Consider the following 21,252-nt stretch of genomic DNA (forward strand, 5'->3'; position numbering starts at 1 on the left):
GGCACCTTCCCGGTCCGGGAGATTGGTCAAGCGGAGCGAACCGACATGCAACATCTTCTCATCCTGAACGACCCGCCCTATGGCACCGAACGCAGCTTCAACGGGCTGCGCATGGCCCATGCGCTGGCCAAGCACGACCCGGAGGGCACCGTGACGGTGTTCCTCATGGCCGACGCGGTCATCTGTGCGAAGAAGGGGCAGAAGACGCCCGACGGCTATTACAACATGGAGCGCATGCTCCGCCGGGTTCTCAGCGCGAATGGGCGGGTGCTGCTCTGCGGCACCTGCATGGATGCGCGCGGCCTGTCCGACGACGAGGTGATCGACTGCTCGACGCGCAGCACGATGAACGAATTGGCCGAGGCCACGCTGGCCGCGGACAAGGTCCTGGTGTTCTGAGATTCCTTGGTGCGGATTACGCGGCTTTGTCGGCCCTGAGCACCATGCCGAACAGATCGCGCGGGTCATCCGGATCGGCGATCATGTCGAGCCGGTCGAAGAACGCCGTCGATGCCACCTTCTCGCGCACATAACGAAGCGCCGAAAAATCCTCGATCGCGAAGCCGACCGAATCGAACAGCGTCGTTTGACGCGCATCCCGACGGCCGACCGCGTCGCCAGCGATCACCGTCCACAACTCCGTCACCGGATGATCGCCCGGCAACTGCTGGATCTCCCCCTCGACCCGGGTCTGCGGCGGATACTCGACGAAAATATCTGAGCGCAGCAGGATGTCCTTGTGCAGCTCCGTCTTGCCGGGACAGTCCCCCCCGACCGCATTGATATGGATACCGGACCCGACCATGTTGTCGGTCAGGATGGTCGCGTATTGCTTGTCCGCGGTCACGGTCGTGATGATCTGGGCCCCCTCGACCGCGGCTTCCGCGCTGGCGCAGCCGACAATCTCGAAGCCCTTGCCGGAAAGGTTGCGCAGGCACTTCTCGGTCGCCGCCGGGTCGATGTCGAAGAGCCGCAACTTGTCGATCCCGAGCAGCGCCTTGAAGGCCATTGCCTGGAATTCCGACTGCGCCCCGTTGCCGATGATCGCCATGCACTCGGCCCCTTTGGGTGCCAGATACTTTGCGGCCATGGCTGACGTCGCGGCCGTCCTGAGCGCCGTCAGGATCGTCATTTCGGACAACAGCACCGGATAGCCGTTGTCGACCCGCGACAGCACGCCGAACCCCGTGACGGTCTGCAGGCCTTCCTTGAAGTTCTTCGGATGCCCGTTGACGTATTTGAAGCCGTAGACCTCGCCGTCGCTGGTCGGCATCAGCTCGATCACGCCCTCGGCGGAATGGGAGGCGATGCGCGGCGTCTTGTCGAACAGGTCCCAGCGCCGGAAATCCGCTTCGATGAAGCCTGCCAGCTCCTGAAGGAACGTCTCCACGCCGACGCTGAGGACGAGCTTCATCATGTTGTCGACGCTGACGAAGGGGACGATGTTGATGTTCTTCGGCGGTTTGGCGGTCATGGTCAGTAGCTCCTGGTGCGGCGGTCGAGGACCTGCCGGCCGAACAGGCTGGCGACGAGGTCGACGATCAATTTCGCGGTGCGGCCGCGTTCATCGAGAAAGGGGTTGAGTTCGACGATATCGAGCGATGAGACCAGGCCGCTGTCATGCAGCATTTCCATCACCAGATGGGCCTCGCGAAAGGTGGCGCCGCCGGGAACGGTCGTGCCGACGGCCGGCGCGATCTCGGGGTCGAGAAAATCCACGTCGAAACTGACGTGCAGGCGGCCGTCCGCCGCGCGTACCCGCTCCAGAAAGGCGCGCAACGGCGCCGCGATGCCGAATTCGTCGATCGCCCGCATGTCGTGAACGGTGATGCCGGTCTCGACGATGCGCAGGCGCTCGGCCGGGTCCACCGAGCGGATACCCATCATGCAGATGTTGTCCGGCCGGATCGGCTCGTCGAGGGCCGGAACCGCCCCCTCGAACCCCGGCGCTCCGGTGACATAGGCGACCGGCGTTCCGTGCAGATTGCCGCTTCTAGTGCTGTCGAGCGTGTGCAGGTCCGGATGCGCGTCAAGCCAGAGCACGAATGGCTCGCGGCCCTCCTGCCTGGCCCGCCGAGCGATAGCCGGCAGGGTTCCGGCGGCAATCGAATGATCGCCTCCCATGAAGATCGGGGCATGGTCGCCGTCGAGCGATTGCCGGCAGACGTCCCCGAGCATGGCGATAAGGGCGGCATAGCTGGCCAGATCATGAACCGTTGCGTTGGAGTGGGATTTCGATTCGCCGGCGACCGCATGGAAATTGCCCAGATCCTCCACCCGGTGCCCCAACTCCGAGAGTGCGCCGACGATGCCGGCGGTCCGCAAGGCGTCCGGTCCCATCAGACAACCGGCATAGGCACCGCCGGTATCGGCCGGGGCGCCGATCAGGGCGATAGAGCGTTGGGATGTCATCTGGGTCGCAATCCGAAAGAATTCAGTCCGGATATTCGATCTGGATCGGATGGCGACGACAATGCTAAAAACTGATCAAAACGGGCAGGAAACTTCGCGAAATGGCAAGCAAAAATTCCGAAATGGACGACTCCGATCGAAGAATCGTCGGCGCCTTGCGCCGGAATGCCCGCATGGCGATTTCCGATCTGGCGGCGGAGCTCGGCGTCTCCCGCGCCACGATCCGCTCCCGCATGGAGCGGCTCGTCGCGAGCGGCGAAATCCTCGGTTTCACCGTGGTGCTCAGAGGCGATGCCACCGAAATGCCGGTTCGCGGCATCACGCTCATCGAAATCGAAGGCAAGGGAAACGAGCGGATCGTGTCGCGTCTCCGGGGCTTTTCCGAAATCCAGACCATCCATTCCACCAACGGGCGGTGGGATCTGATCGTCGAATTCGGCACCGAAACCCTGGCCGATCTCGACGAGGCGTTGAAACGCCTGCGCCTGATCGACGGCATCGTCGCCAGCGAGACGAGCCTTTATCTCGCCACCCAGCGCAGCAGCAAGGCAAGCGCCTTGGCGTCCAGACCACCGACCTGACAGGCGCTGCGGGGCCGGAGCGCCGCGGATCGCGGCGCCCCGATTATTCACGAGATATCAGCCTTTCGAATGCCGCGTCGTCAGGATGATCTTCCCGACATGATCTTCGTCCATGTGCTGGTGTGCCTTGGCGGCGTCGACGAGCGGATATAGCGTGTCGATCAGCGGCTTCACCTTGCCATTGGCGAAAAGCGGACCGACCTTTTCTTCGATGTCCCGCGCGATGGCGGCCTTGAACGCGATCGAGCGGTTGCGCAGCGTTGAACCGGTCAGCGTCAGCCGCTTGCGCATCACCAGATTGAGATCGATCTGAACCTCCGGCCCTTTGAGGAACGCGATCTGGACGATGCGGCCGTCCTCGGCCGCTACGGCGAGATTGCGGTTGGTGTAATCCCCGCCGACCATGTCGAGCGTGAGATCGACGCCGCGCCCGCCGGTCGCCTCGCGCAATACCTCGACGAAATCGGCGCTGCGGTAGTTGATGCATCGCTCGGCGCCAAGCTGTTCGGCCGCGCGGCATTTGTCGTCGCTGCCCGCCGTCGCGAAAACGGTGGCACCGAACGCCTTGGCGAGTTGGATCGCCGTGGTGCCGATGCCGGACGTACCGCCATGGACCAGGAAGCTCTCGCCCGCCTTCAGGCCGCCGCGCTGAAACACGTTATGCCAGACGGTGAAAAAGGTTTCCGGAACGCCCGCCGCCTCCTCGATCGACAGGGCGCCCGGCACCGCGATGGCGTTGGTTTCGGCAACGGTTGCGTATTCGGCGTAGCCGCCGCCAGGGACGAGCGCCATGACCCGGTCGCCCAACCCGTGCCGACCTGCCCCCTCCCCGAGCGCGACCACCGTGCCGGCCACCTCCAGTCCCGGCCAGTCCGGCGCGCCCGGCGGCGGCGGATAGGCGCCCTGGCGCTGCAAGACGTCGGGTCGGTTGACCCCGGCGGCCTCGACGGCGATCAGGATCTCGGCCGGTCCCGGCGTCGGGACGGGGCGCTGTCCGGCCTTCAACACCTCGGGGCCACCAAACCCATCGAGGAGAACCGCTGTCATTTCCTGGGGAATCGTCATGAGTCTTGATGTCTCCATGTGTCGGGTTCAGGTGCAAAGGTAGAGAAAATCTTGCGAGGGCGGGCGCGGATTAATCTTCAGGTAAGGTTTCCAGTGTTTAACTAATCCCGGTCCAGATTGATGCATTGGCAGCTTGATGGATAGACGAAGCGGCTTCCCGCCTCGTTTGACGCCTCCCTGTTGTAAACTCCTGAGAGCCGCTCGCTGCGGCTCTTTTTTTTGCCGGCGATTCACCCGTTAACCGGAATTAACAATTGTGCGGGAGTTCGCTTGCAAACCGGCCGCTCTCGCCGCACCCTTTGACGACGCAGGATGCCTTCGGTATCGCGGCCTGCCGAGAGATCAATTTTACACTTGGGGGACCGTCGCAGCCGATGACGATTCAGATGACTGGTTCGAAAGACGACGACCACACCATTCGGCTGGCTGAGCACCTCGCCTTCTCGCGGTCCTTCCAGCCGCTGTTCAACGAAGGCATGACGCTCGTCGACGAAACGGCGGTCTATCTCGACAGCGACGGGCGGACCGACGCCAAGGCGCTGTCCCGACTTGCAGCGACGCTGTATGCGGCCGAGTCGATGCGCCTGACCACGCGTCTGATGCAAGTGGCATCCTGGCTGCTGCTCCAGCGCGCGGCGAACCAGGGCGACATGTCGCGCGCGCAGGTCGAAGCCGAGAAGGTCAAGGTTCGGCTCGAAGGCCTGGGTAGCGCCAAGGACTCGCCGCAATATGGCGAACTTCCCGAGGCTTTCCGCGGCCTCGTCGAGCGCGCCCTCAGGCTGGAACGCCGAATCGCCATGCTCGACCGCGAGATCTACGGCGACGTCTCCCGCGAGAATACGGACGGGAACAACCCGGTCGGCGAGCAGATCAATCTTCTGAAGACCGCGTTCCACGGCTAGCCGCTCTCAGCGGGTCTGGGCAATGGTCGGTGAGGGGACGCTGATCTGGGGACGCCCCTCAGTCCGCCTAAGAAAGCCTCTCACGTCCGTATGAGAGCTTCGTGCGCCGTTCGGACGCACGAAGGATCCTCTGCCACCTTTATTGAGAATCGGGCTCCTGCCTTTGCATCGAGCGGAGCGCTTTCAGCGCATCGATCGACAGCGGCAGGCGTGCGGCGTGTTCCAGCTGCTTGCGCTGGAGCCCTGTGACGTCTTCAAGGATGTCGGCATCGACCCTGAGCAAGGTATCGAAGGCCTCGCGCCGCAGCCGCTGGCGGCGGCGCTCCAAACTCCATGAACGCAACCAGGCGAAGCCGTTCGTTGACGTCTGTGCGGAAGCCTCGTCGACGTGTTTGGGAAGAAATGCGGATCGCAGCATGGTGGTCTCCTTTTGTCCTGAGACCACACCCTGCCGAAACGCTATTGATGAGTCGAACGAGAAGATGTAAGACTTACTATGAGTTTTTAGAATAGAAAAATCCATTCGCGAGGAATCCGCCATGAGCCGCCCCCTGGCATCGCTACCCAATCTCGACATGGATCTGGCCCGCACCTTCGTCGCCATCTGTGAAAGCGGAAACTTCTCCAGAGCCGCCGAGCTCGTGCACCGCACGCCGTCGGCCGTCAGCCTGCAGGTCAAGAAGCTGGAGGACATGGTCGGCCGCGCGTTGTTTCGCCGCGAGCCGCGAGCCGTCGTGCCAACCGGCGACGGCGAGATGCTGCTCGGCTATGCGCGCAGGCTCTTGCGGCTGAACGACGAGGCGATGGCGCGCTTCCTGGTTCCGCAGATCGAGGGGCGGGTGAGTTTCGGCGCGCCGAACGATTCGGGCATCTTCGCCATTCCCGGCATTCTGAAGCGCTTCGCCTCGACTCATCCGCAGGTGGCCGTGGATGTCAGGCTCGATTGCAGTGCCGAACTCCGGCGTCGCTGCGCAGCGGGAGAATTGGACGTGGCGATCGTCAGTTGCGGCGACAAACCCAATTCTTCGAGCGAGGAGATCTACAGCGAGGCGCTTGTCTGGGTCGGGCTGCGCAATGGCCGCGCGGCCGAGCAGACGCCCCTGCCTCTGGCCTTGGCCGATCCGGGCTGCTCCTGGCGCGGTCGGGCGCTCGATGCGCTGGACAGCGTCGGAAGGGACTACCGCATCGCCTATTCAAGCGAGCTTTGTCAGGGCCAGATTGCGGCCGTCGAAGCCGATCTGGCGATCGCCCCCCTGCCCGCGAGCGTGCTGTCGTCGACCCTGGCCCGGTTGAACGATCCGGAACGCCTGCCGCCGCTCGGCAGCTATCGCGTTTTCATGATGAAGCGGGACGGCGTCGGTCCGGCGGCCGATGCTCTGGCACAGCATGTGTCAGAGAGCTTTCGCGATCTTTCCGACCGCCAGACGCGCATCTTCGCCTGAGCAGAACCTCTCCGCCGACTGACCTGACGCAAAAAGCCCGGCGCGCTCATCGCGGCCGGGCCGATGTCGTTGCCACGACCGGAGCAATGCTCCAGCCGCAAGCGACAGATTACATGCCGAGGCCTTCGTAGCGCTTCTTGAAGCGCGACACGCGGCCGCCGCGGTCGAGAAGGTGCTGGTTGCCGCCTGTCCAGGCCGGATGGCTGGTCGGGTCGATGTCGAGATTCATCTTGTCGCCGTCCGAACCCCAGGTCGAGCGAGTCTGATACTCGGTACCATTGGTCATCACCACGGTGATCGCGTGGTAATCGGGGTGAATTTCTTTCTTCATCGTCTTCGATCCTTGGTCTTGCCGGCTTCTCCGACACGCCGACGCCGAGGCGGCCAAGCCGCTTGCGCGACTCGATTGCCGTGGGGAAAGGGTCGGCGCAATCGCTTCCAAATTCGAGGAGGAGCCTATACATGAGGGCCGGCAGGGGCACAAGGGGCGACCGGAGCCACGCATAAAGGGGAGGCGCGTTTGCGCGAAATGACACCGGTCGACCGCGAGACAGAGCGGAAGCGACGCAATCTGAGACCCCTGGCACGGCTGGTTCCCTATCTGAAGCGTTACAAGGGCAAGGTCGCCGGCGCGGTGTTCTTCCTCGCGATGGCCGCGCTGACGACCCTGTCGCTGCCGCTGGCCGTGCGGCGCGTGATCGACAAGGGCTTCTCGGCATCAGACACCGCCTTCATCGATACCTATTTCAGCATGCTCCTGGTGCTCGCCGCCCTCCTCGCCGTGGCCAGCGCCGGCCGCTATTACTTCGTCATCACGCTGGGCGAACGGGTCGTCGCGGACCTTCGCAAGGACCTCTTTGCCCATGTGACGCGGCTGTCGCCCAGCTTCTACGATCAGGCGCTGACCGGCGAAATCATCTCGCGGCTGACCGCCGATACGACGCAGATCAAATCCGCCGTCGGCTCCACCGCGTCGCTCGCCTTGCGCAATGTCATCCTTTTCTTCGGCGCCGTGACGATGATGATCGTGACGAGCCCCGGCCTGTCGCTGATCGTGATCGGCGCGATCCCGCTGATCGTGTTGCCGCTCGTCGCCTTTGGCCGCTCGGTCCGCCGGCGCTCGCGCCTCGCTCAGGACACGCTCGCCAACGCCACCGCCTATGCCACGGAGGCGATCGGCGCCGTGCGCACCGTCCAGGCCTTCACCAGCGAGGCGGCGACGAGCGGTCGGTTCTCCTCGGCCGTCGACCGGGCCTTCGAAGCTGCGCGTTCCTCGATCAAGGCACGCGCCTTTCTCACCGCCTTCGCGATCTTCCTGATCTTCGCCTCGGTCGTCGCGGTCCTGTGGATCGGCGCCCAGCAGGTGGCGGAAGGGACCATGAGTGGCGGCACGCTCGGCCAGTTCCTGCTCTATGCCGTCTTCGCCGCCGGCGCGCTCGGCCAGCTGTCGGAGGTCTGGGGCGAACTCGCCCAGGCCGCCGGCGCTGCCGAGCGCCTGACCGAACTGCTCGGCGAGGAGGCGGCGGTGCAGTCGCTCAGCGATCCGGTCGCGCTGCCGGTCCCGGCGCGCGGCGAAGTCGTGTTCGAGCGCGTCAGCTTCGCCTATCCGAGCCGTCCGGGCGTTTCGACCGTCCACGACCTGTCCTTCACGATCCGGCATGGCGAGACCGTTGCCATCGTCGGCCCGTCGGGCGCCGGAAAATCGACGATCTTCTCGCTGATCGAACGCTTCTACGATCCGGATGCCGGACGGATTCTCATCGACGGCGTGGATGCGCGGCAAGCCGATCTCGAGCATCTGCGCCAGCGCATCGCGCTCGTGCCGCAGGACGTGACGATTTTCGCCGCGAGCGCGGCGGACAATATCGGCTTTGGCGACCCGGACGCCTCCGAGGATCGAATCAGAGCGGCCGCGAAATCGGCGCTGGCCGACGGCTTCATCGAGGCGATGGAGGACGGTTATCGCACGACCATCGGCGAGCGCGGCATCACTCTGTCGGGCGGCCAGCGCCAGCGCATCGCGATCGCCCGGGCGATCCTGCGCGATGCACCGATTCTGCTACTGGACGAAGCCACCTCGGCGCTCGACGCGGAAAGCGAGAAGCTCGTGCAAAAGGCGCTGGAAAAGCTGATGGAGGGGCGCACGACGCTCGTCATCGCCCACCGCCTTGCCACCGTCCTCAAGGCCGACCGTATTCTGGTACTCGACGGCGGGCGGGTCGTCGAGGAAGGCACCCATGCCTCGCTGATTGCCAAGAACGGAATCTATGCCCGCCTCGCCCGCCTGCAATTTGAGGCCGGTCATGCCGGGACGCTGCTCGGCGCAGCGGAGTAGCGAAGGCGGGCCGAGCGGTGCCCGTCTATTCGACCGCCGGCATCGTCGCCGTGACCTCGATCGCCGAATACCAGGCGGCGAGGTCCGCGATGTCCTCGTCGCTGAGGCCCTGGGCGATGATCGACATCTGCTGGTGCTGGCGCGCGCCGGACCGGAAGGCTTTCAGCTGTTCGGTGATATAGAAAACATTCGTCCCGGCCAGATTGGGCGCATTCGGCGCCTTAGCGATGCCGTCGAGCCCATGACACGTCGCGCACATGCCGGCCTTGTCCTTACCGGCTGCCAGTTCCCCCGCCTGCCCAGGCAGGACGAAGCTCGCCAGAAAAAGTGGCACCGAGAGGATCCAGGTCACGGTATTGATCATGGGGAATTCCGGGAAAAGGGCGCGAAAAATTTATCCAGGCGCCTCAATTGAAAACGATATCGTAGCGACGTCCTCGTCGCATAGCTCGCGGGGCGGAACGTGCGCCCTCCACGCAAGTTCCCGGGCGGCCTGACGACCGCCCGGTTTTCAAGTCGGCATTCCCTACTTCTCGTAGGAGATGCGATAGAGCGCGCCAGCCAGATCGTCGGAGACCAGCAGCGATCCGTCCTTCATCACCTCCACGTCGACGGGCCGGCCGATATATTCGCCGCTCGGCGTCAGCCAGCCTTCCGCGAAGGCTTCCGTTTCCCCGGCTGTGCCGTCATCGTTGACCGGAGTGAACATGACGCGCGCGCCCACCGGTTCGGTGCGGTTCCATGAGCCATGCTGAGCCGAGAAGATGCCGCCCCGATACTGACGCGGGAAGCTTGTACCAGTGTAGAAGTCCATGCCGAGGTCGGCGGCATGCGCGACCATCTCGACTTCCGGCATGACCGCGTCGGTCGGCAACTCGGCATCCTTGTACTCGTTGGTGCGCGCACTGCCGCCGCCATAGATGGGGAAGCCGAAATTCTGACCCGATCCCGTGCTGCGGTTCAGCTCGCCGGGAGGAATGTCGTCCCCCATGCCGTCGACCTGATTGTCGGTGAACCAGAGATCGCCATTTGCCGGGTTGAACTGCATACCGACGGAATTGCGAATACCGGTGGCATAAACCTCACGGCCCGAGCCGTCTCGGTTCATGCGGATGATCCCCCCAATGCCCTCGCGCTGATAGAGATCCGCCTTTTCCGGCGGCGGCACGTTGAATGGCTGCCCGAGCGCTATGTAGAGCTTGTCGTCCGGGCCGATCCGGCAGACACGGGCGGTGTGGTTGAACGACTCTTCCGATGTCGGAACCAGCTTGCCCTGTTCCACCACGATTCCGACGGCGACATCCGGGCTTTCATAGAAGAACTCGGCGGCCGGCAGCACCAGCACCCGGTTCTGCTCGGCGATGTAAAGGAATCCGTCCTTGGAGAAGCAGACGCCATTGGGAATGGTAAAATCGATCGACGGGGCGAACTCCTTGACCTCGTCGGCGACGCGGTTCTTGTCGCGATCGGTGACCACCCAGACGTTCTGCTTGCGCGTGCCCACGAAGGTGGCAACGCCCTGCGACCCGATGGCGATGTGCCGCGCATCCGGCACGACCGCATAGAGTTCGATCTTGAACCCGTCCGGCAGTTTGACGCTTTCGAGATTCTTGCGCAGCTGATCCGCGTATTCACCGGTCTGTTCGATGGTCTTGAAATCCATCGAGGTGCCGGTCGTCTGCATCCCTTGGAGTTTTTCCATATTGTCGGCAGTCTGAGCGACCGCATGTGTCGCAGCAATCAGGCCGAGCGCGGCCACGCTACTGAGTAATAGATGTTTCAATTTTTCCTCCCAGCCGCGCTTTATGCGCGGTCCTCAAGAAGGGGTGCCCTTCCCTTCGAGGAAAGGCTCGCATGGCTGCGGCGGCATCGTCAATCGTTACACTTGTAACGACAGCGACTCGGGGCAGTCGCACGCGGTTACGACACGCCGGAGGCTGTGCGGGGCGTTCTAGCGCTCGGTGAGCTTGAGCTCGATACGGCGGTTGCGGTCACGCGCTTCGGGCGTATCGTCGGTGTCGAGCGGCTGGAACTCGCCGAAGCCAGTCGCTGCCAGCCGCTCTGGCGGCACGCCCTGGCTGATCAGATATTTCACCACGGCTCCGGCCCGCTCGGTCGAGAGTTCCCAATTGTCCTCGAAGCGGCCACCGGTAATCGGAATATTGTCGGTGTGTCCGTCGACGCGGAGAATCCAGTTGATGTCGGACGGAATCTCGCGCGCCAGCTCCTTGATCGCCGTGGCGAGCTTGGCCATCTCCTCGGTGCCGGCCGGCTGCAACACGTCCGAGCCTGAGGGAAACAACACCTCCGACTGGAAAACGAAACGGTCGCCGACGATGCGGATATTCTCGCGGTCCGACAGGATCTCCCGCAGCCGCCCGAAGAAATCCGAACGATAACGTGACAATTCCTGCACCCGCTGCGCCAATGCCACGTTGAGACGGCGGCCGAGATCGGCGATCTTGGTTCGGCTTTCCTGATCACGGCTCTCCGACGCGCCGAGCGCGTTCTCCAAGGCCGCAATCTGCTGGCGCAGGGCCGACAATTGCTGATTGAGCAATTCGACTTGCGATCGCGCTCGCTGGGAGAACTGCTGTTCGTCGTCGAGGGCAGATTGCAGACCCTCGACTTCGGCGCTTGCCGCCGCAGCCGAACCGGAGTCCGATTCCAGCGCGCGTTGCAGCCGGCTCTTTTCCGTTTCCGTAGAGGACAGCGAGGCGCGCAGCGTCGCGATTTGATCCTGATAGTCTTGGCCGGTCGAGCGTTCGAGCGCCAAGAGCTGCGTCAGTTCATTGATCTGCGTGTTCAGCCGGTCGAGCACCTCGTCCTTGCCCGAGATTTCGCGGCTGAGCAGAAACTGCACCAGTACGAAGACCGAGAGCAGGAACATGATCGCCAAAAGCAACGTCGACAGCGCGTCAACGAAGCCCGGCCAATAATCGACGGTGCGTTCGCTCCTGCGGTTACGCGCCAGCGCCATCGCTCAGCGGTCCTTGCTCATGTCGCCGATCTGGCGGGAAAGACGGTCGAGCACCTGGCGCAACTCGCGCTGCTCGCCGGCTTGCGTCTCGACGAAATCGCGCAAGAGCTGCTGCTCGCTGCGCATGTGCGTGACCAACCCCTGAATGCTTTCGGCGAGATTGGCCATGGCGGCGCTGGTGCGCGGGCTGGCGCCCTGGTCCTGGACAAGCTTGGTGACTTGATCCGACAGGGCCCGCAATTGCTCGCCTTGGGCGGGACTCTGGCCAGCATGCGGCGCCAGGACCATGTCCGACCCGACGTCGGTCACCGACGAGAGCCAGTTCTCCAGCTCGGTGTAGAAGCGGTTCTGGGCGCGGCCGATCTGCAGGTCGAGGAAACCGAGGATGAGCGAGCCGGACAGACCGAACAGCGATGAGGAAAAGGCCGTTCCCATGCCGGACAGCGGAGCCGCGAGACCGGCTTTCAGCGAGTCGAGGACACTCGCCGTATCGCCGGCGCCGGGATCCAGCCCCTGGATCGTCGCGCCAATCGATCCGATCGTGCGCAACAGACCCCAGAATGTTCCCAGCAGGCCCAGGAAGACCAGCAGGCCGATCAGGTAACGGGCGATGTCACGGGTCTCGTCGAGGCGAGTCGCGATCGAATCGAGGATCGAGCGCATCGAATGGGTCGACAGCGAGATCGATCGCCGCCGACCGAGCAGCCCGCGCATCGGCGCCAACAGCACCGGGTCCTTCAGCGTCTCGAAATCCGCCGCGCCCTCGCGATAGGCGTTGACCCAGCGCACCTCCCGCGCCAGGCGCAGGACCTGCAGCATCGCCAGAAAGATACCCACGGCGAGGACGCCGATGATCAGACCGTTTAGCCCGGGATTGGTGGCGAAGGCCGAAGAAATCTGACGGCTGAGGATCGCCGCGACGAACCCGGCGAGTGCCAGGAACACGAGCATCGACCACAAGAACACCATGGGACTCGAAAGCCGATTCGGGTCGAAATCGTCCGGTCTTACCGTCTTGTCGTTCGGCGAACTGAAGACCTGCATTACGTTCCAATCAACTCCTGCGGCAGTTGGCACGGCCACCGGCCTCGACCGCTTCCGCGAGCCGGCCCGGGCGCCTCGTACCGCTGCCCCGCGTCCTCGTGAGTCGACCGGTTCGCATTCCGGCCAGATCCCTGAAGCAGGATAAGGAATAATACGGCACTTTCAAACGTCCGCGACGGTTACCGGAACGCCTTTGAATTAATTCATCGTTAAACTGGCGCGGCTGAGTTGGTCATGACCGCCTGGCGTTTTGCCTCCGCCTGCTGCAACTGGTCGATCAGAGCCTTGTGCATAAACTCGTTGCCGCAAACGATGTCGCCGGCGATGTGGTCGAACTTCTTGCCATCCATGCCGGTGACGAACCCACCGGCTTCGCGGACCAGGATCGCCCCCGCCGACAGGTCCCACGGCTTGAGCGTCCGCTCCCAGAAGCCGTCGAGGCGGCCGGCCGCCACATAGGCGATGTCGAGGGACGCAGCGCCGATCCGCCGGATGCCGGCGGTCTCCGATATGATCTGCCGCAATTCGTAGAGGAAGCCGGCATGATCGCCGCGCCCGAGGAACGGAATTCCCGTGCCGAACAAGGCGTCCGGCAGTCGCTGGCGCCCTGCCACCCGCAAACGCCGGTCGTTGAGAAACGCCCCACCGCCCTTTTCCGCCGTATAGAGCTCGTCCATCGCCGGGTTGAACACGACGCCTGCGACGATCTGGCCGTCACGCTCCAGAGCGATGGAGACGGCGAACATCGGGATGCCATGCAGGAAATTGGTGGTGCCGTCGAGCGGGTCGACGATCCAGCGGTGCTGGGGGTCCTTGCCCTCGATGACGCCGCGCTCCTCCATCAGGAAGCCCCAGTCCGGACGGGAACGAGACAGCTCCTGGTAGACGATCTCCTCCGCCCGGCGGTCGGCATTGGAGACGAAGTCCGCCGGCCCTTTCATGGACACCTGGAGATTCTGCACCTCGCCAAAGTCGCGGGTCAGGGCTCGGCCGGCCTTCATGGCAGCCTGCGTCATCACATTGAGAAGCGCGGAACGGGCCATTGGTTGCTTTCGTCAGATGCGGCGTGGCCGCCGGAGCGGCGTCAGGCGTCGGGTATGAGTGCCGCCAAACATGGTGTCATTCGGTATCTTGGGACGTGCGCCGCAGCGCAGTCCCAAAGTCGAGCGCCTCAGTCGGCGCGGCGCAGATAGGTGATTTCGTTCGTGTCGACCAGAATTTTCTCGCCGGAATCGATGAACGGCGGCACCATCACCCGCATGCCGTTTTCCATCACAGCCGGCTTATAGGACGAGGTGGCCGTCTGACCCTTCACCACCGGGTCGGCCTCGATGATCGACAGCACGACCTGATCGGGCAGCTTGATGCCAATCGGCTTCTCCTCGTGGCTTTCGACGGTCACCATCATGCCATCCTGGAGGAAGGCCGCCCGCTCGCCGACGAACTCCTTCTGCAACTCCAGTTGCTCGTAGGTTTCGGTGTCCATGAACACCAGCATCTCGCCTTCGGCATAGAGAAACTGATAGTCCTTCTGCTCCAGGCGCACCCGCTCGACGGTCTCGGAAGCCCGGAAGCGTTCGTTCAGCTTGGTGCCGTCGATGAGATTCTTGAGCTCGACCTGGGCAAAGGCACCGCCCTTGCCCGGCTTAACATGGGCGGTTTTGACAGCCGCCCACAGGCCGCCATTGTGCTCGATCACATTGCCTGGGCGAATTTCGTTTCCGTTGATCTTCATCGAAGCTCTCGAAGGTTTCGGCGCCGGCGGCGGGAGGTCCGAGCGTGGCGGCGTCAGTGATTGGCTAGATGGTCGACAGCAACGCCGCGAGGGCGTCGGACGATAAATAGGTGCGCTGTATCTGCCGGTTGGCGCTCAAGACCATAAATCCCCGATCCATTCAAGCCTCGACGCGCCGCCGGTCGGCCCCGAACGCCGCTCAAGGCGGCCGGCCGTCGCGCCCCCGGCGTCAGCTCGAGCGAAAGCGGTTTGCCGCTTCGAGGGCGGATTTTTGCGTCGCGGGATCGAGGCCTCGGAAGAAATCGTCGAGAACCGGGTCGGTGTTCTCCACCCGCTTGGCCAGGACTGACCATTTGGCCGCCTCCATCCGGTCAGGCGCGGTGCCGATGCCGTCCTTGTAAAGATGCGCGATGCGATTGATGGCGATGGGATTGCCGCGCAGGGCGGCACGCTTGAGAAACTGGAACCCGTCCTCGAGCTTGGCGGGGCCGCCTTTGCCGTTGACCAGCCAGATACCGTATTCCACCTGGGCGGTATCTTGACCGTTGATGGCCGCGGCCTTCAGCCATGCGCGCGCCTTGATGGAGTCGGCGGGAACCCCTCGCCCGTATACATAAAGCTGCGCCATGGCATATTGCGCGTCGGCGACGCCTGCATGGGCCGCCTTGGCGAAATAGTCCTTCGCTTCCTGGAACCCCGCGGTCGGAGCCGCTTCGATCAGCATTTGCCCGTAATTGTACTGCGCGAGCGGCAAGCCTTCGTCGGCAGCCGCCTTCATCAGATCGCGGGCCTTGGCGACATCAGGGGCCACCACCGTACCGTCCAGCAACATCATCGCGTAGCGGAACTGCCCCTCCGGGCTGCCCGACGCGGCGGCGGCCTCGTACCAGCGCGCCGCCTCCTTCAGGTTCTGGGCGACTCCCAGACCACGGGAATAGATTTCTCCGAGCAGCGTCTGGGCCGCGGAATCGCCGAGATTGGCGATCGGCTCGGCAAGCTTCAGCGCCGACAGATAAAAGCCGCGCTGGAAGGCGCCATAGGCCAATTCGCTTTTCGAGGGCGCCGCGCCATCGTCCGCCCCATTTGCCGCGCCGGATTCCGACGCGGCGTCCGAAGGCGCCGGCAGATCTGTGCCACTCGCGCCATCGAGCACCGAGCCTGACGTGTCGGCGTCCGTTGCTGCTTCCTCAGCGCTGGGCCCGGCCGCCAAGGCTCCGGACAAGCTGCCGAGAACCAGGGCCAGGGCTGCGACGAGTCGGATCGACGGGCGAAAAGACCACGGCATTAGGCTGCCTCGCTCTCCATCCAGCTATCGATGATCGCGTTCGCCCGCGCGACCATGGCGCCGGCCTCCTGCTGCTTGTCAAACACCGCCCCGGAAAGCGCGATGAATTCGACCCCCGTGTCCGCCGCGGCGCTCACGCTGTCCACACTCCGGCCCGCCATGACGATACAGGGAAGCTCGACGATCTCGGCCCACCACTCCGCCATTTCCAGGTTCTTTTCGTGCGGCGGATCGGCGACGTCGCCACCGAAGCGACCGAAAAACAGATAATCGGGCAGCCGCTCACCGGCCTCCAGAGCGTCATGCCGGGTCTCGAAACCGGAAGCGCCGACGATCAGTTTCGGCGAATATCGCTCCATCGCTTCGTCCAGGGCTCGAAGATCGCCCGCGCTCAGATGGATGCCATCGGCTCCGACCCGGCCCGCGCAACGGCTGTCGTCGGCGATGATGGCAGCCGCGCCAGCTGCCTGAATAACCGGCACCAGGCCCTCGGCGAAGAGCTGGAACGAGGCGGAGTCGCGTCCGGCGGAGTCGATAATGACGGAGGCGACATCACCGCCCGCGAGCGCCGCGCGCATCGCGGCCTCCGCGCCGGCATCGCCAAGCGCGGTGGTCAAGAGGACAAGTCTCGGACGGATAACAAGGTCGACGGTCATGGAATGGTTCTGGCGATCCGATTTCGGCGACGGCAGCCCGTCTTCCCGGCCCTTCTAGCAAATTGACCGGGGGCAGCGAAACCTTCGATGTCAGATAAACGCAGAGACCAAGGGGCGGCCCGCGCGAACCGAACCGGTTCCTTCAGCCGGTCGCATCACCCACGTGAAGAAAACATCCCGGTCCTTGCCCATGCCAGACGGTCATCAGCAGGGACCGGAAGCGAATTCCGTGAGATGCCGTGATCAGTAAAACGAATCATCCGGGGCCGCGAACTCGGCGCTGAGACCAGCAGCCTTGGCCCGGTTGATCACAGCACCGACCCGCATGGCGCAGGCGCATTCTCGCGCCTCTGTCGCCTCTTCGCCCAAACCCCAGTGATCGAAGTCCCTGCCCAGTTTCCACAGGCTGTCCGCCCGCAATTCAAACTGTCCGGCAAGATCGCCCAACGCCTCCGCGCGGGTGCGCAATTCCATCTGCATCCCCAACTCCCTCTCAGGAGTTCCGAATAGCACAGCATGGTGAACAGAGGGCCGCACGGGCATGATTTTGCGGTGGATAAGCTGGATTATCACTCCCCGCCAAAGCCTTACCTTCCGGGGCTCAAAAACGACGCCAGCGGCCCGCCGACCGCGCGGTCGAAATTCCTCTCCGAACTCCGAATTCATTGCGTCGGGTGCGAAGACTGCGGCGATTTTAACCACTTGTTAACATAGCGGTGGCCCGCCACGGCGCTTCGTGCAAATGTAAAGTCGAACGTGAAAGCACGTCGCGAGATTAGTAGTCGGAGAGAGTATCATGGCGACAAATGCGGTGGACGAATTCAACGCAGGCATCAGTGACATATTGCGCAGCAAGCCTATCAAGGGATCAGCGGGAGAAATCGATCGCAACGTCCCGAGCGCTCCCATGCCCGTCACGCAAGGCACTGCGGTGCAAAACACCGCGCCGCAAGGTGCGTCGGACACGACTGCGCGTTTACCCCGTCGCATCGCAGGTGGCTTTCAGGGCGTGGGCGACGACTTGGATCGCCGGGCCCGCGACTGGAGGAATACGGTCCGCCTCCTGGAGCAGCAGCGGCCCCAGCTTGAATCTGCCGAAACGGAACATGCCAGGCTGCACGAGGCTCTTGCCCGGATCGTCCCGGAGGTTCAGGAAAACGGCCGCGCGTTGAAAGCGTTGCTGGATACGACGAAGACCGGCGATATTTCGGGCGACCTGGCGACTCAGTTCAACAAGAACCTGAACTCGCTGGATGAACTCGAAAGCATCGCCGAAGCGCTGACCGCGAATTTGGTCTGGGTCCGCTCGACCTGGGAGCAGTATGCCCGGACCATCATCAAGGCGCAGAGAATGCGCGAGGATCTCAAGCAGGGCGCCGCGGAACACTAGATCGCGGTGACGTCGGATCGAGTCGATCCGACGTCATGAAAGTGATCGGTTCCAGTCGGGGAGCGCCGACCAGCAGCATTCCGAAGCAGGATCAAGACATCGCAGCGGCCTCCCGTCGAAGGACGGGAGGCCGCTTTCGTTCAGCGCAATTGACCGGACCGCCTTCCCAGAGCATCGGACGATAATAGGGACGCAGTTCTATTACTCGGTTCGCCGAGACGATCCCCGTGGAGCATGGCGACGAGTGTAGCGGCGCTACGGTCGAGCCGGCCGACAGTTCGAGGGTCAGCGGGAATCCGGTTTTTGGTCCGATGCTCAATCCAAATGGTAGAGCATCCTTTGCGCGTCCGAATGGCCGAACGGCGCACGAAGACCGGTTGAGCGCAACGTGATCACAGACCCTATCTTTTACCTCGCCGCCATTCCCGCGGTTCTGCTCATCGGCTTGTCGAAGGGCGGCTTCGGCGGCTCCATATCGCTGGTCGGCGTCCCGCTGATGGCGATGATCATCTCACCGGTCGCCGCTGCCGGCATTCTCCTGCCGATCATGGTCGTCATGGATGCCATCAGCCTCTACGCCTGGCGCGGCAGGTTCGATCGCACCCTGCTCCTCTCCATGCTGCCGGCTGCGATCGGCGGAGTTGGCCTTGGCTATCTGACAGCCGCGTTCGTCTCGGCCGACGGCGTTCGGCTTCTTCTCGGGCTCCTGGCCCTGTGGTTCGCCGCCGACTGGTTTTTCCGTTCGCGCCACAGAAGCGAGTCGAAGGAAAGCCGCCCGCTCCGGGCAAATGTCTGGGGCGCCATCAGCGGCTTTTCGAGCTTCGTCAGCCATGCGGGCGGCCCGCCGTATCAGATCTACGTATTGCCCTTGCGGCTCTCGCCGCAGATCTATGTCGGCACGTCGGCGGTGTTTTTCGCCGGCGTCAACGGGGTCAAGCTGCTGCCCTATTCCCTGCTGGGGCAGTTTTCGACCGGCAATCTGATGACCTCCGCCGTGCTATTGCCGCTCGCCCCGGTAGCAACGCTCATCGGCGTCTGGCTCGTCCGCAAGGTCGATCCCGCCGCGTTCTACATTTTCACCTATGCCCTGCTCGTTCCGGTGGGCCTCAAGCTCGTTTTCGACGGCGCCGCCGCTATGCTCCCCTGATCCTTGCTTGCCGTGACGCAGGGCGCGCGATCTTCTATAGCTCATGCGCTGGCGCGTCGACGAACCGCGCCGACTGGGGAGGACCGATGGGCATTTACGACGAGCATCTCGACCGCAACGCGGCGAATTATCAACCGCTGACGCCGCTGACCTTTCTGTCGCGCGCGGCGCTGATCCATCCCGACCGGATCGCCATCATTCACGGATCGCTGCGCCGCAGCTACGGCGATTTCTATCGCCGCTCCAGGCAGCTCGCCTCGGCGATCGAAAAGCGCGGCGTCAAGCGGGGCGAGACCGTGGCCGTCATGCTGGCCAACACGCCCCCGATGCTCGAAGCCCATCACGGCGTGCCGATGGCCGGCGCCGTGCTTCTGTCGATCAACACTCGGCTCGACGCCGATATCATCGCCTTCCAGCTGGAACACGCAGAAGCCAAGATGGTCATCGTCGACCGCGAGTTTTCCGGCGTCATGGCCGAGGCGCTGGCCAGGGTGAACGTCACGCCGATCGTCATCGACTACGACGACCCCGACTTTGCCGAGGATGCGCCGGCCAAGAAGGGCGACGCGATTGGAACGATCGAATACGAGGCGCTCGTGGCCGAGGGCGATCCCGATTACGACTGGCAAATGCCCGGCGACGAATGGGACGCCATCTCGCTGAACTACACCTCGGGCACCACCGGCAATCCCAAAGGCGTCGTCTATCACCATCGCGGCGCCGCGCTGATGGGCTACTCCAACGTCATCGCCTCGGGCATGGGCCGGCATCCGGTCTATCTGTGGACGCTGCCGATGTTCCACTGCAACGGCTGGTGCTTTCCCTGGACCCTGGCCGTCGAGGCCGGCACCCATGTCTGCCTGCGCTGGGTACGGGCCAAGGCCATGTACGATGCCATCGCCGATCATCGCGTCACCCATCTGTGCGGCGCGCCCGTGGTCATGGCGATCCTGATCGACGCAGCGGAAACGGACAAGCGCCCTTTCGACCAGACGGTTACTTTCAACACCGCCGCCGCCCCGCCGCCGCAGGCCGTGCTCGCCGGCATGCGCGACGCCGGCTTCGAGGTGACGCATCTCTACGGTTTGACCGAGACCTACGGCCCTGCCGTCGTCAACCAGTGGAAGGACGAATGGGACGCGCTCGACGGGCCCGCCCGCGCCGCCCAGACCGCGCGACAGGGGGTTCGCTACCCCTCGCTCGAAGACCTCGCGGTGATGGACTCCCGGACCATGGAGCGGACCCCGCCGGACGGCGAGACGATCGGCGAGGTGATGTTTCGCGGCAATATCGTCATGCGCGGCTACCTCAAGAACCCGGCCGCTTCCGCAGAAGCGTTTCGTAGCGGCTGGTTCCACTCGGGCGATCTCGGCGTCCTGCACGAGGATGGCTACATCGAACTGAAGGACCGGGCCAAGGACATCATCATCTCGGGCGGCGAGAACATCTCCTCGATCGAGGTGGAGAACGCCCTCTACTTGCATCCGGCGGTCCAGACCGCCGCGGTAATCGCCAAGCCCGACGACAAATGGGGCGAGACCCCACTGGCCTTCGTCGAGCTCAAGCCCGGGCAGAGCGTCTCGGCCGAAGACCTGATCGCCCACTGCCGCGCGACGTTGGCGAGATTCAAATGTCCGAAGGAGATCAGGTTCGAGGAGGTGCCGAAGACCTCGACCGGCAAGATTCAGAAATACGTCCTGCGCAAGATGGTGGGCTGACGACCGTCGTCGCAGGCCGAACGCACAAAACCGGGCGCGCTGAACAGCGCGCCCGGTTTTGATTGGACTGATTCAGTTCTTGGTCTGACGAAGCCTTTCGATTTCGTCCTTCAACTGCAATTTCTTTCGCTTCATCTCCCTGAGGTCCGCATCGCTCATCGCCGGTTTTGAGATCCGTGCCGCCGAAATCTCGTGATCAAGCGCCGTATGGCGTTGTTCCAACGTTGCGAGATGAGTATCCAAGGACATNCGCATCGCTCATCGCCGGTTTTGAGATCCGTGCCGCCGAAATCTCGTGATCAAGCGCCGTATGGCGTTGTTCCAACGTTGCGAGATGAGTATCCAAGGACATGTGCGTCTCCCTTCAAGGTTTGCCACGGCGTGCCTCGAGAGCCGTGGCCTCGACTGTTCGAAAGTGGCACAATGCGTCCACACTGTCGAACGGCAAGATCGGGCCGGTATCGCCGGAATGGGCTTTTTGCTAATCCTCGGCGAAGTGCCTTGGGCAGTAAGTCCTCAGGGCCCGATTCGGTTGCGTCCACGGCCGCATGAAAGGATGG

General features: G+C 63.6%; 23 protein-coding genes. 8 read left to right on the forward strand and 15 right to left on the reverse strand.

What is annotated here, in order from left to right; translation table 11 throughout:
- The first annotated feature begins 45 nt into the window (after positions 1 to 45).
- A complete protein-coding gene (locus tag VSX60_RS15605; RefSeq protein WP_327625178.1) occupies positions 46 to 399 on the forward strand; it encodes a DsrE/DsrF/TusD sulfur relay family protein in 354 nt (117 codons plus the stop codon).
- A gap of 16 nt (positions 400 to 415) precedes the next feature.
- Here the strand turns inward: VSX60_RS15605 and VSX60_RS15610 are convergent, their stop codons facing one another.
- Positions 416 to 1,474, reverse strand: a complete 1,059-nt coding sequence (locus tag VSX60_RS15610) for an ornithine cyclodeaminase (RefSeq protein WP_327625179.1) — start codon at positions 1,472 to 1,474, stop codon at positions 416 to 418.
- Between the two features lie 2 nt (positions 1,475 to 1,476).
- On the reverse strand, positions 1,477 to 2,412 hold the full coding sequence (rocF, locus tag VSX60_RS15615; protein WP_442873110.1) for an arginase: 936 nt from the start codon (positions 2,410 to 2,412) through the stop codon (positions 1,477 to 1,479).
- Positions 2,413 to 2,534: 122 nt separating this feature from the next.
- Here rocF and VSX60_RS15620 point away from each other — a divergent pair, with 122 nt between their 5' ends.
- Positions 2,535 to 2,993: an Lrp/AsnC family transcriptional regulator gene (locus tag VSX60_RS15620; protein WP_327625208.1), complete on the forward strand. Its 459-nt coding sequence runs from the start codon at positions 2,535 to 2,537 to the stop codon at positions 2,991 to 2,993.
- Positions 2,994 to 3,050: 57 nt separating this feature from the next.
- Here the strand turns inward: VSX60_RS15620 and VSX60_RS15625 are convergent, their stop codons facing one another.
- A complete protein-coding gene (locus tag VSX60_RS15625) occupies positions 3,051 to 4,058 on the reverse strand; it encodes an NAD(P)H-quinone oxidoreductase (protein WP_327625180.1) in 1,008 nt (335 codons plus the stop codon).
- Between the two features lie 386 nt (positions 4,059 to 4,444).
- Here VSX60_RS15625 and rcdA point away from each other — a divergent pair, with 386 nt between their 5' ends.
- Positions 4,445 to 4,960: a protease adaptor protein RcdA gene (gene rcdA / locus VSX60_RS15630; RefSeq protein ID WP_327625182.1), complete on the forward strand. Its 516-nt coding sequence runs from the start codon at positions 4,445 to 4,447 to the stop codon at positions 4,958 to 4,960.
- Positions 4,961 to 5,099: 139 nt separating this feature from the next.
- Here the strand turns inward: rcdA and VSX60_RS15635 are convergent, their stop codons facing one another.
- Positions 5,100 to 5,378 (reverse strand): hypothetical protein, encoded by a 279-nt coding sequence (locus VSX60_RS15635; protein ID WP_327625183.1) that lies wholly within the window; start codon positions 5,376 to 5,378, stop codon positions 5,100 to 5,102.
- A 121-nt stretch (positions 5,379 to 5,499) separates the two neighbouring features.
- Between VSX60_RS15635 and VSX60_RS15640 the strand changes: the two genes are divergently transcribed.
- The gene (locus tag VSX60_RS15640; protein WP_327625184.1) at positions 5,500 to 6,402 is read left to right on the forward strand and encodes a LysR substrate-binding domain-containing protein; all 903 of its coding nucleotides are present in this window, start codon (positions 5,500 to 5,502) and stop codon (positions 6,400 to 6,402) included.
- Positions 6,403 to 6,511: 109 nt separating this feature from the next.
- Here VSX60_RS15640 and rpmE read toward each other — a convergent pair whose 3' ends face one another.
- Positions 6,512 to 6,733, reverse strand: a complete 222-nt coding sequence (gene rpmE / locus VSX60_RS15645; RefSeq protein WP_327625185.1) for a 50S ribosomal protein L31 — start codon at positions 6,731 to 6,733, stop codon at positions 6,512 to 6,514.
- A 198-nt stretch (positions 6,734 to 6,931) separates the two neighbouring features.
- Between rpmE and VSX60_RS15650 the strand changes: the two genes are divergently transcribed.
- Positions 6,932 to 8,737 carry an ABC transporter transmembrane domain-containing protein gene (locus VSX60_RS15650; RefSeq protein ID WP_327625209.1) on the forward strand — a complete coding sequence of 602 codons (1,806 nt, stop codon included), beginning with the start codon at positions 6,932 to 6,934 and terminating at the stop codon, positions 8,735 to 8,737.
- A 25-nt stretch (positions 8,738 to 8,762) separates the two neighbouring features.
- Here the strand turns inward: VSX60_RS15650 and VSX60_RS15655 are convergent, their stop codons facing one another.
- The 9 genes from VSX60_RS15655 to VSX60_RS15695 all read right to left on the reverse strand — a co-directional run bounded on the left by VSX60_RS15655 (position 8,763) and on the right by VSX60_RS15695 (position 16,911).
- Positions 8,763 to 9,101 carry a c-type cytochrome gene (locus tag VSX60_RS15655; RefSeq protein ID WP_327625186.1) on the reverse strand — a complete coding sequence of 113 codons (339 nt, stop codon included), beginning with the start codon at positions 9,099 to 9,101 and terminating at the stop codon, positions 8,763 to 8,765.
- Positions 9,102 to 9,263: 162 nt separating this feature from the next.
- The gene (locus VSX60_RS15660) at positions 9,264 to 10,520 is read right to left on the reverse strand and encodes a PQQ-dependent sugar dehydrogenase (RefSeq protein ID WP_327625187.1); all 1,257 of its coding nucleotides are present in this window, start codon (positions 10,518 to 10,520) and stop codon (positions 9,264 to 9,266) included.
- A gap of 168 nt (positions 10,521 to 10,688) precedes the next feature.
- Positions 10,689 to 11,717, reverse strand: coding sequence for a peptidoglycan -binding protein (locus tag VSX60_RS15665; RefSeq protein WP_327625188.1), 1,029 nt, complete (start codon positions 11,715 to 11,717; stop codon positions 10,689 to 10,691).
- A 3-nt stretch (positions 11,718 to 11,720) separates the two neighbouring features.
- On the reverse strand, positions 11,721 to 12,761 hold the full coding sequence (locus VSX60_RS15670; RefSeq protein ID WP_327625189.1) for a flagellar motor protein MotA: 1,041 nt from the start codon (positions 12,759 to 12,761) through the stop codon (positions 11,721 to 11,723).
- A gap of 209 nt (positions 12,762 to 12,970) precedes the next feature.
- On the reverse strand, positions 12,971 to 13,804 hold the full coding sequence (locus VSX60_RS15675; protein ID WP_327625190.1) for an inositol monophosphatase family protein: 834 nt from the start codon (positions 13,802 to 13,804) through the stop codon (positions 12,971 to 12,973).
- Between the two features lie 128 nt (positions 13,805 to 13,932).
- Positions 13,933 to 14,496: an elongation factor P gene (gene efp, locus VSX60_RS15680; RefSeq protein WP_327625191.1), complete on the reverse strand. Its 564-nt coding sequence runs from the start codon at positions 14,494 to 14,496 to the stop codon at positions 13,933 to 13,935.
- Positions 14,497 to 14,725: 229 nt separating this feature from the next.
- Positions 14,726 to 15,781 (reverse strand): tetratricopeptide repeat protein, encoded by a 1,056-nt coding sequence (locus VSX60_RS15685; RefSeq protein WP_327625192.1) that lies wholly within the window; start codon positions 15,779 to 15,781, stop codon positions 14,726 to 14,728.
- Complete coding sequence (locus VSX60_RS15690) at positions 15,781 to 16,437, reverse strand: thiamine phosphate synthase (RefSeq protein WP_327625193.1); 657 nt, start codon at positions 16,435 to 16,437, stop codon at positions 15,781 to 15,783. The genes VSX60_RS15685 and VSX60_RS15690 overlap by 1 nt, the downstream gene beginning before the upstream one ends.
- 243 nt (positions 16,438 to 16,680) lie before the next feature.
- Positions 16,681 to 16,911, reverse strand: coding sequence for a hypothetical protein (locus VSX60_RS15695; RefSeq protein ID WP_327625194.1), 231 nt, complete (start codon positions 16,909 to 16,911; stop codon positions 16,681 to 16,683).
- Positions 16,912 to 17,233: 322 nt separating this feature from the next.
- Between VSX60_RS15695 and VSX60_RS15700 the strand changes: the two genes are divergently transcribed.
- From VSX60_RS15700 to VSX60_RS15710, 3 genes are all read left to right on the forward strand, one after another.
- Positions 17,234 to 17,827, forward strand: a complete 594-nt coding sequence (locus VSX60_RS15700) for a hypothetical protein (protein WP_327625195.1) — start codon at positions 17,234 to 17,236, stop codon at positions 17,825 to 17,827.
- 388 nt (positions 17,828 to 18,215) lie between these two features.
- Entirely contained in the window at positions 18,216 to 18,974 is a 759-nt protein-coding gene (locus tag VSX60_RS15705) for a sulfite exporter TauE/SafE family protein (protein WP_327625196.1), read from the forward strand.
- 86 nt (positions 18,975 to 19,060) lie between these two features.
- The gene (locus tag VSX60_RS15710) at positions 19,061 to 20,692 is read left to right on the forward strand and encodes an acyl-CoA synthetase (protein ID WP_327625197.1); all 1,632 of its coding nucleotides are present in this window, start codon (positions 19,061 to 19,063) and stop codon (positions 20,690 to 20,692) included.
- Positions 20,693 to 20,764: 72 nt separating this feature from the next.
- On the opposite strand, the gene VSX60_RS15715 is transcribed toward VSX60_RS15710, so the two are convergent.
- Positions 20,765 to 20,947 (reverse strand): YdcH family protein, encoded by a 183-nt coding sequence (locus tag VSX60_RS15715; RefSeq protein WP_442873111.1) that lies wholly within the window; start codon positions 20,945 to 20,947, stop codon positions 20,765 to 20,767.
- Between the last annotated feature and the right edge of the window lie 305 nt (positions 20,948 to 21,252).

The organism is Aurantimonas sp. A3-2-R12, assembly GCF_036016755.1.
Taxonomy (GTDB): Bacteria; Pseudomonadota; Alphaproteobacteria; order Rhizobiales; family Rhizobiaceae; genus Aurantimonas; species Aurantimonas coralicida_A.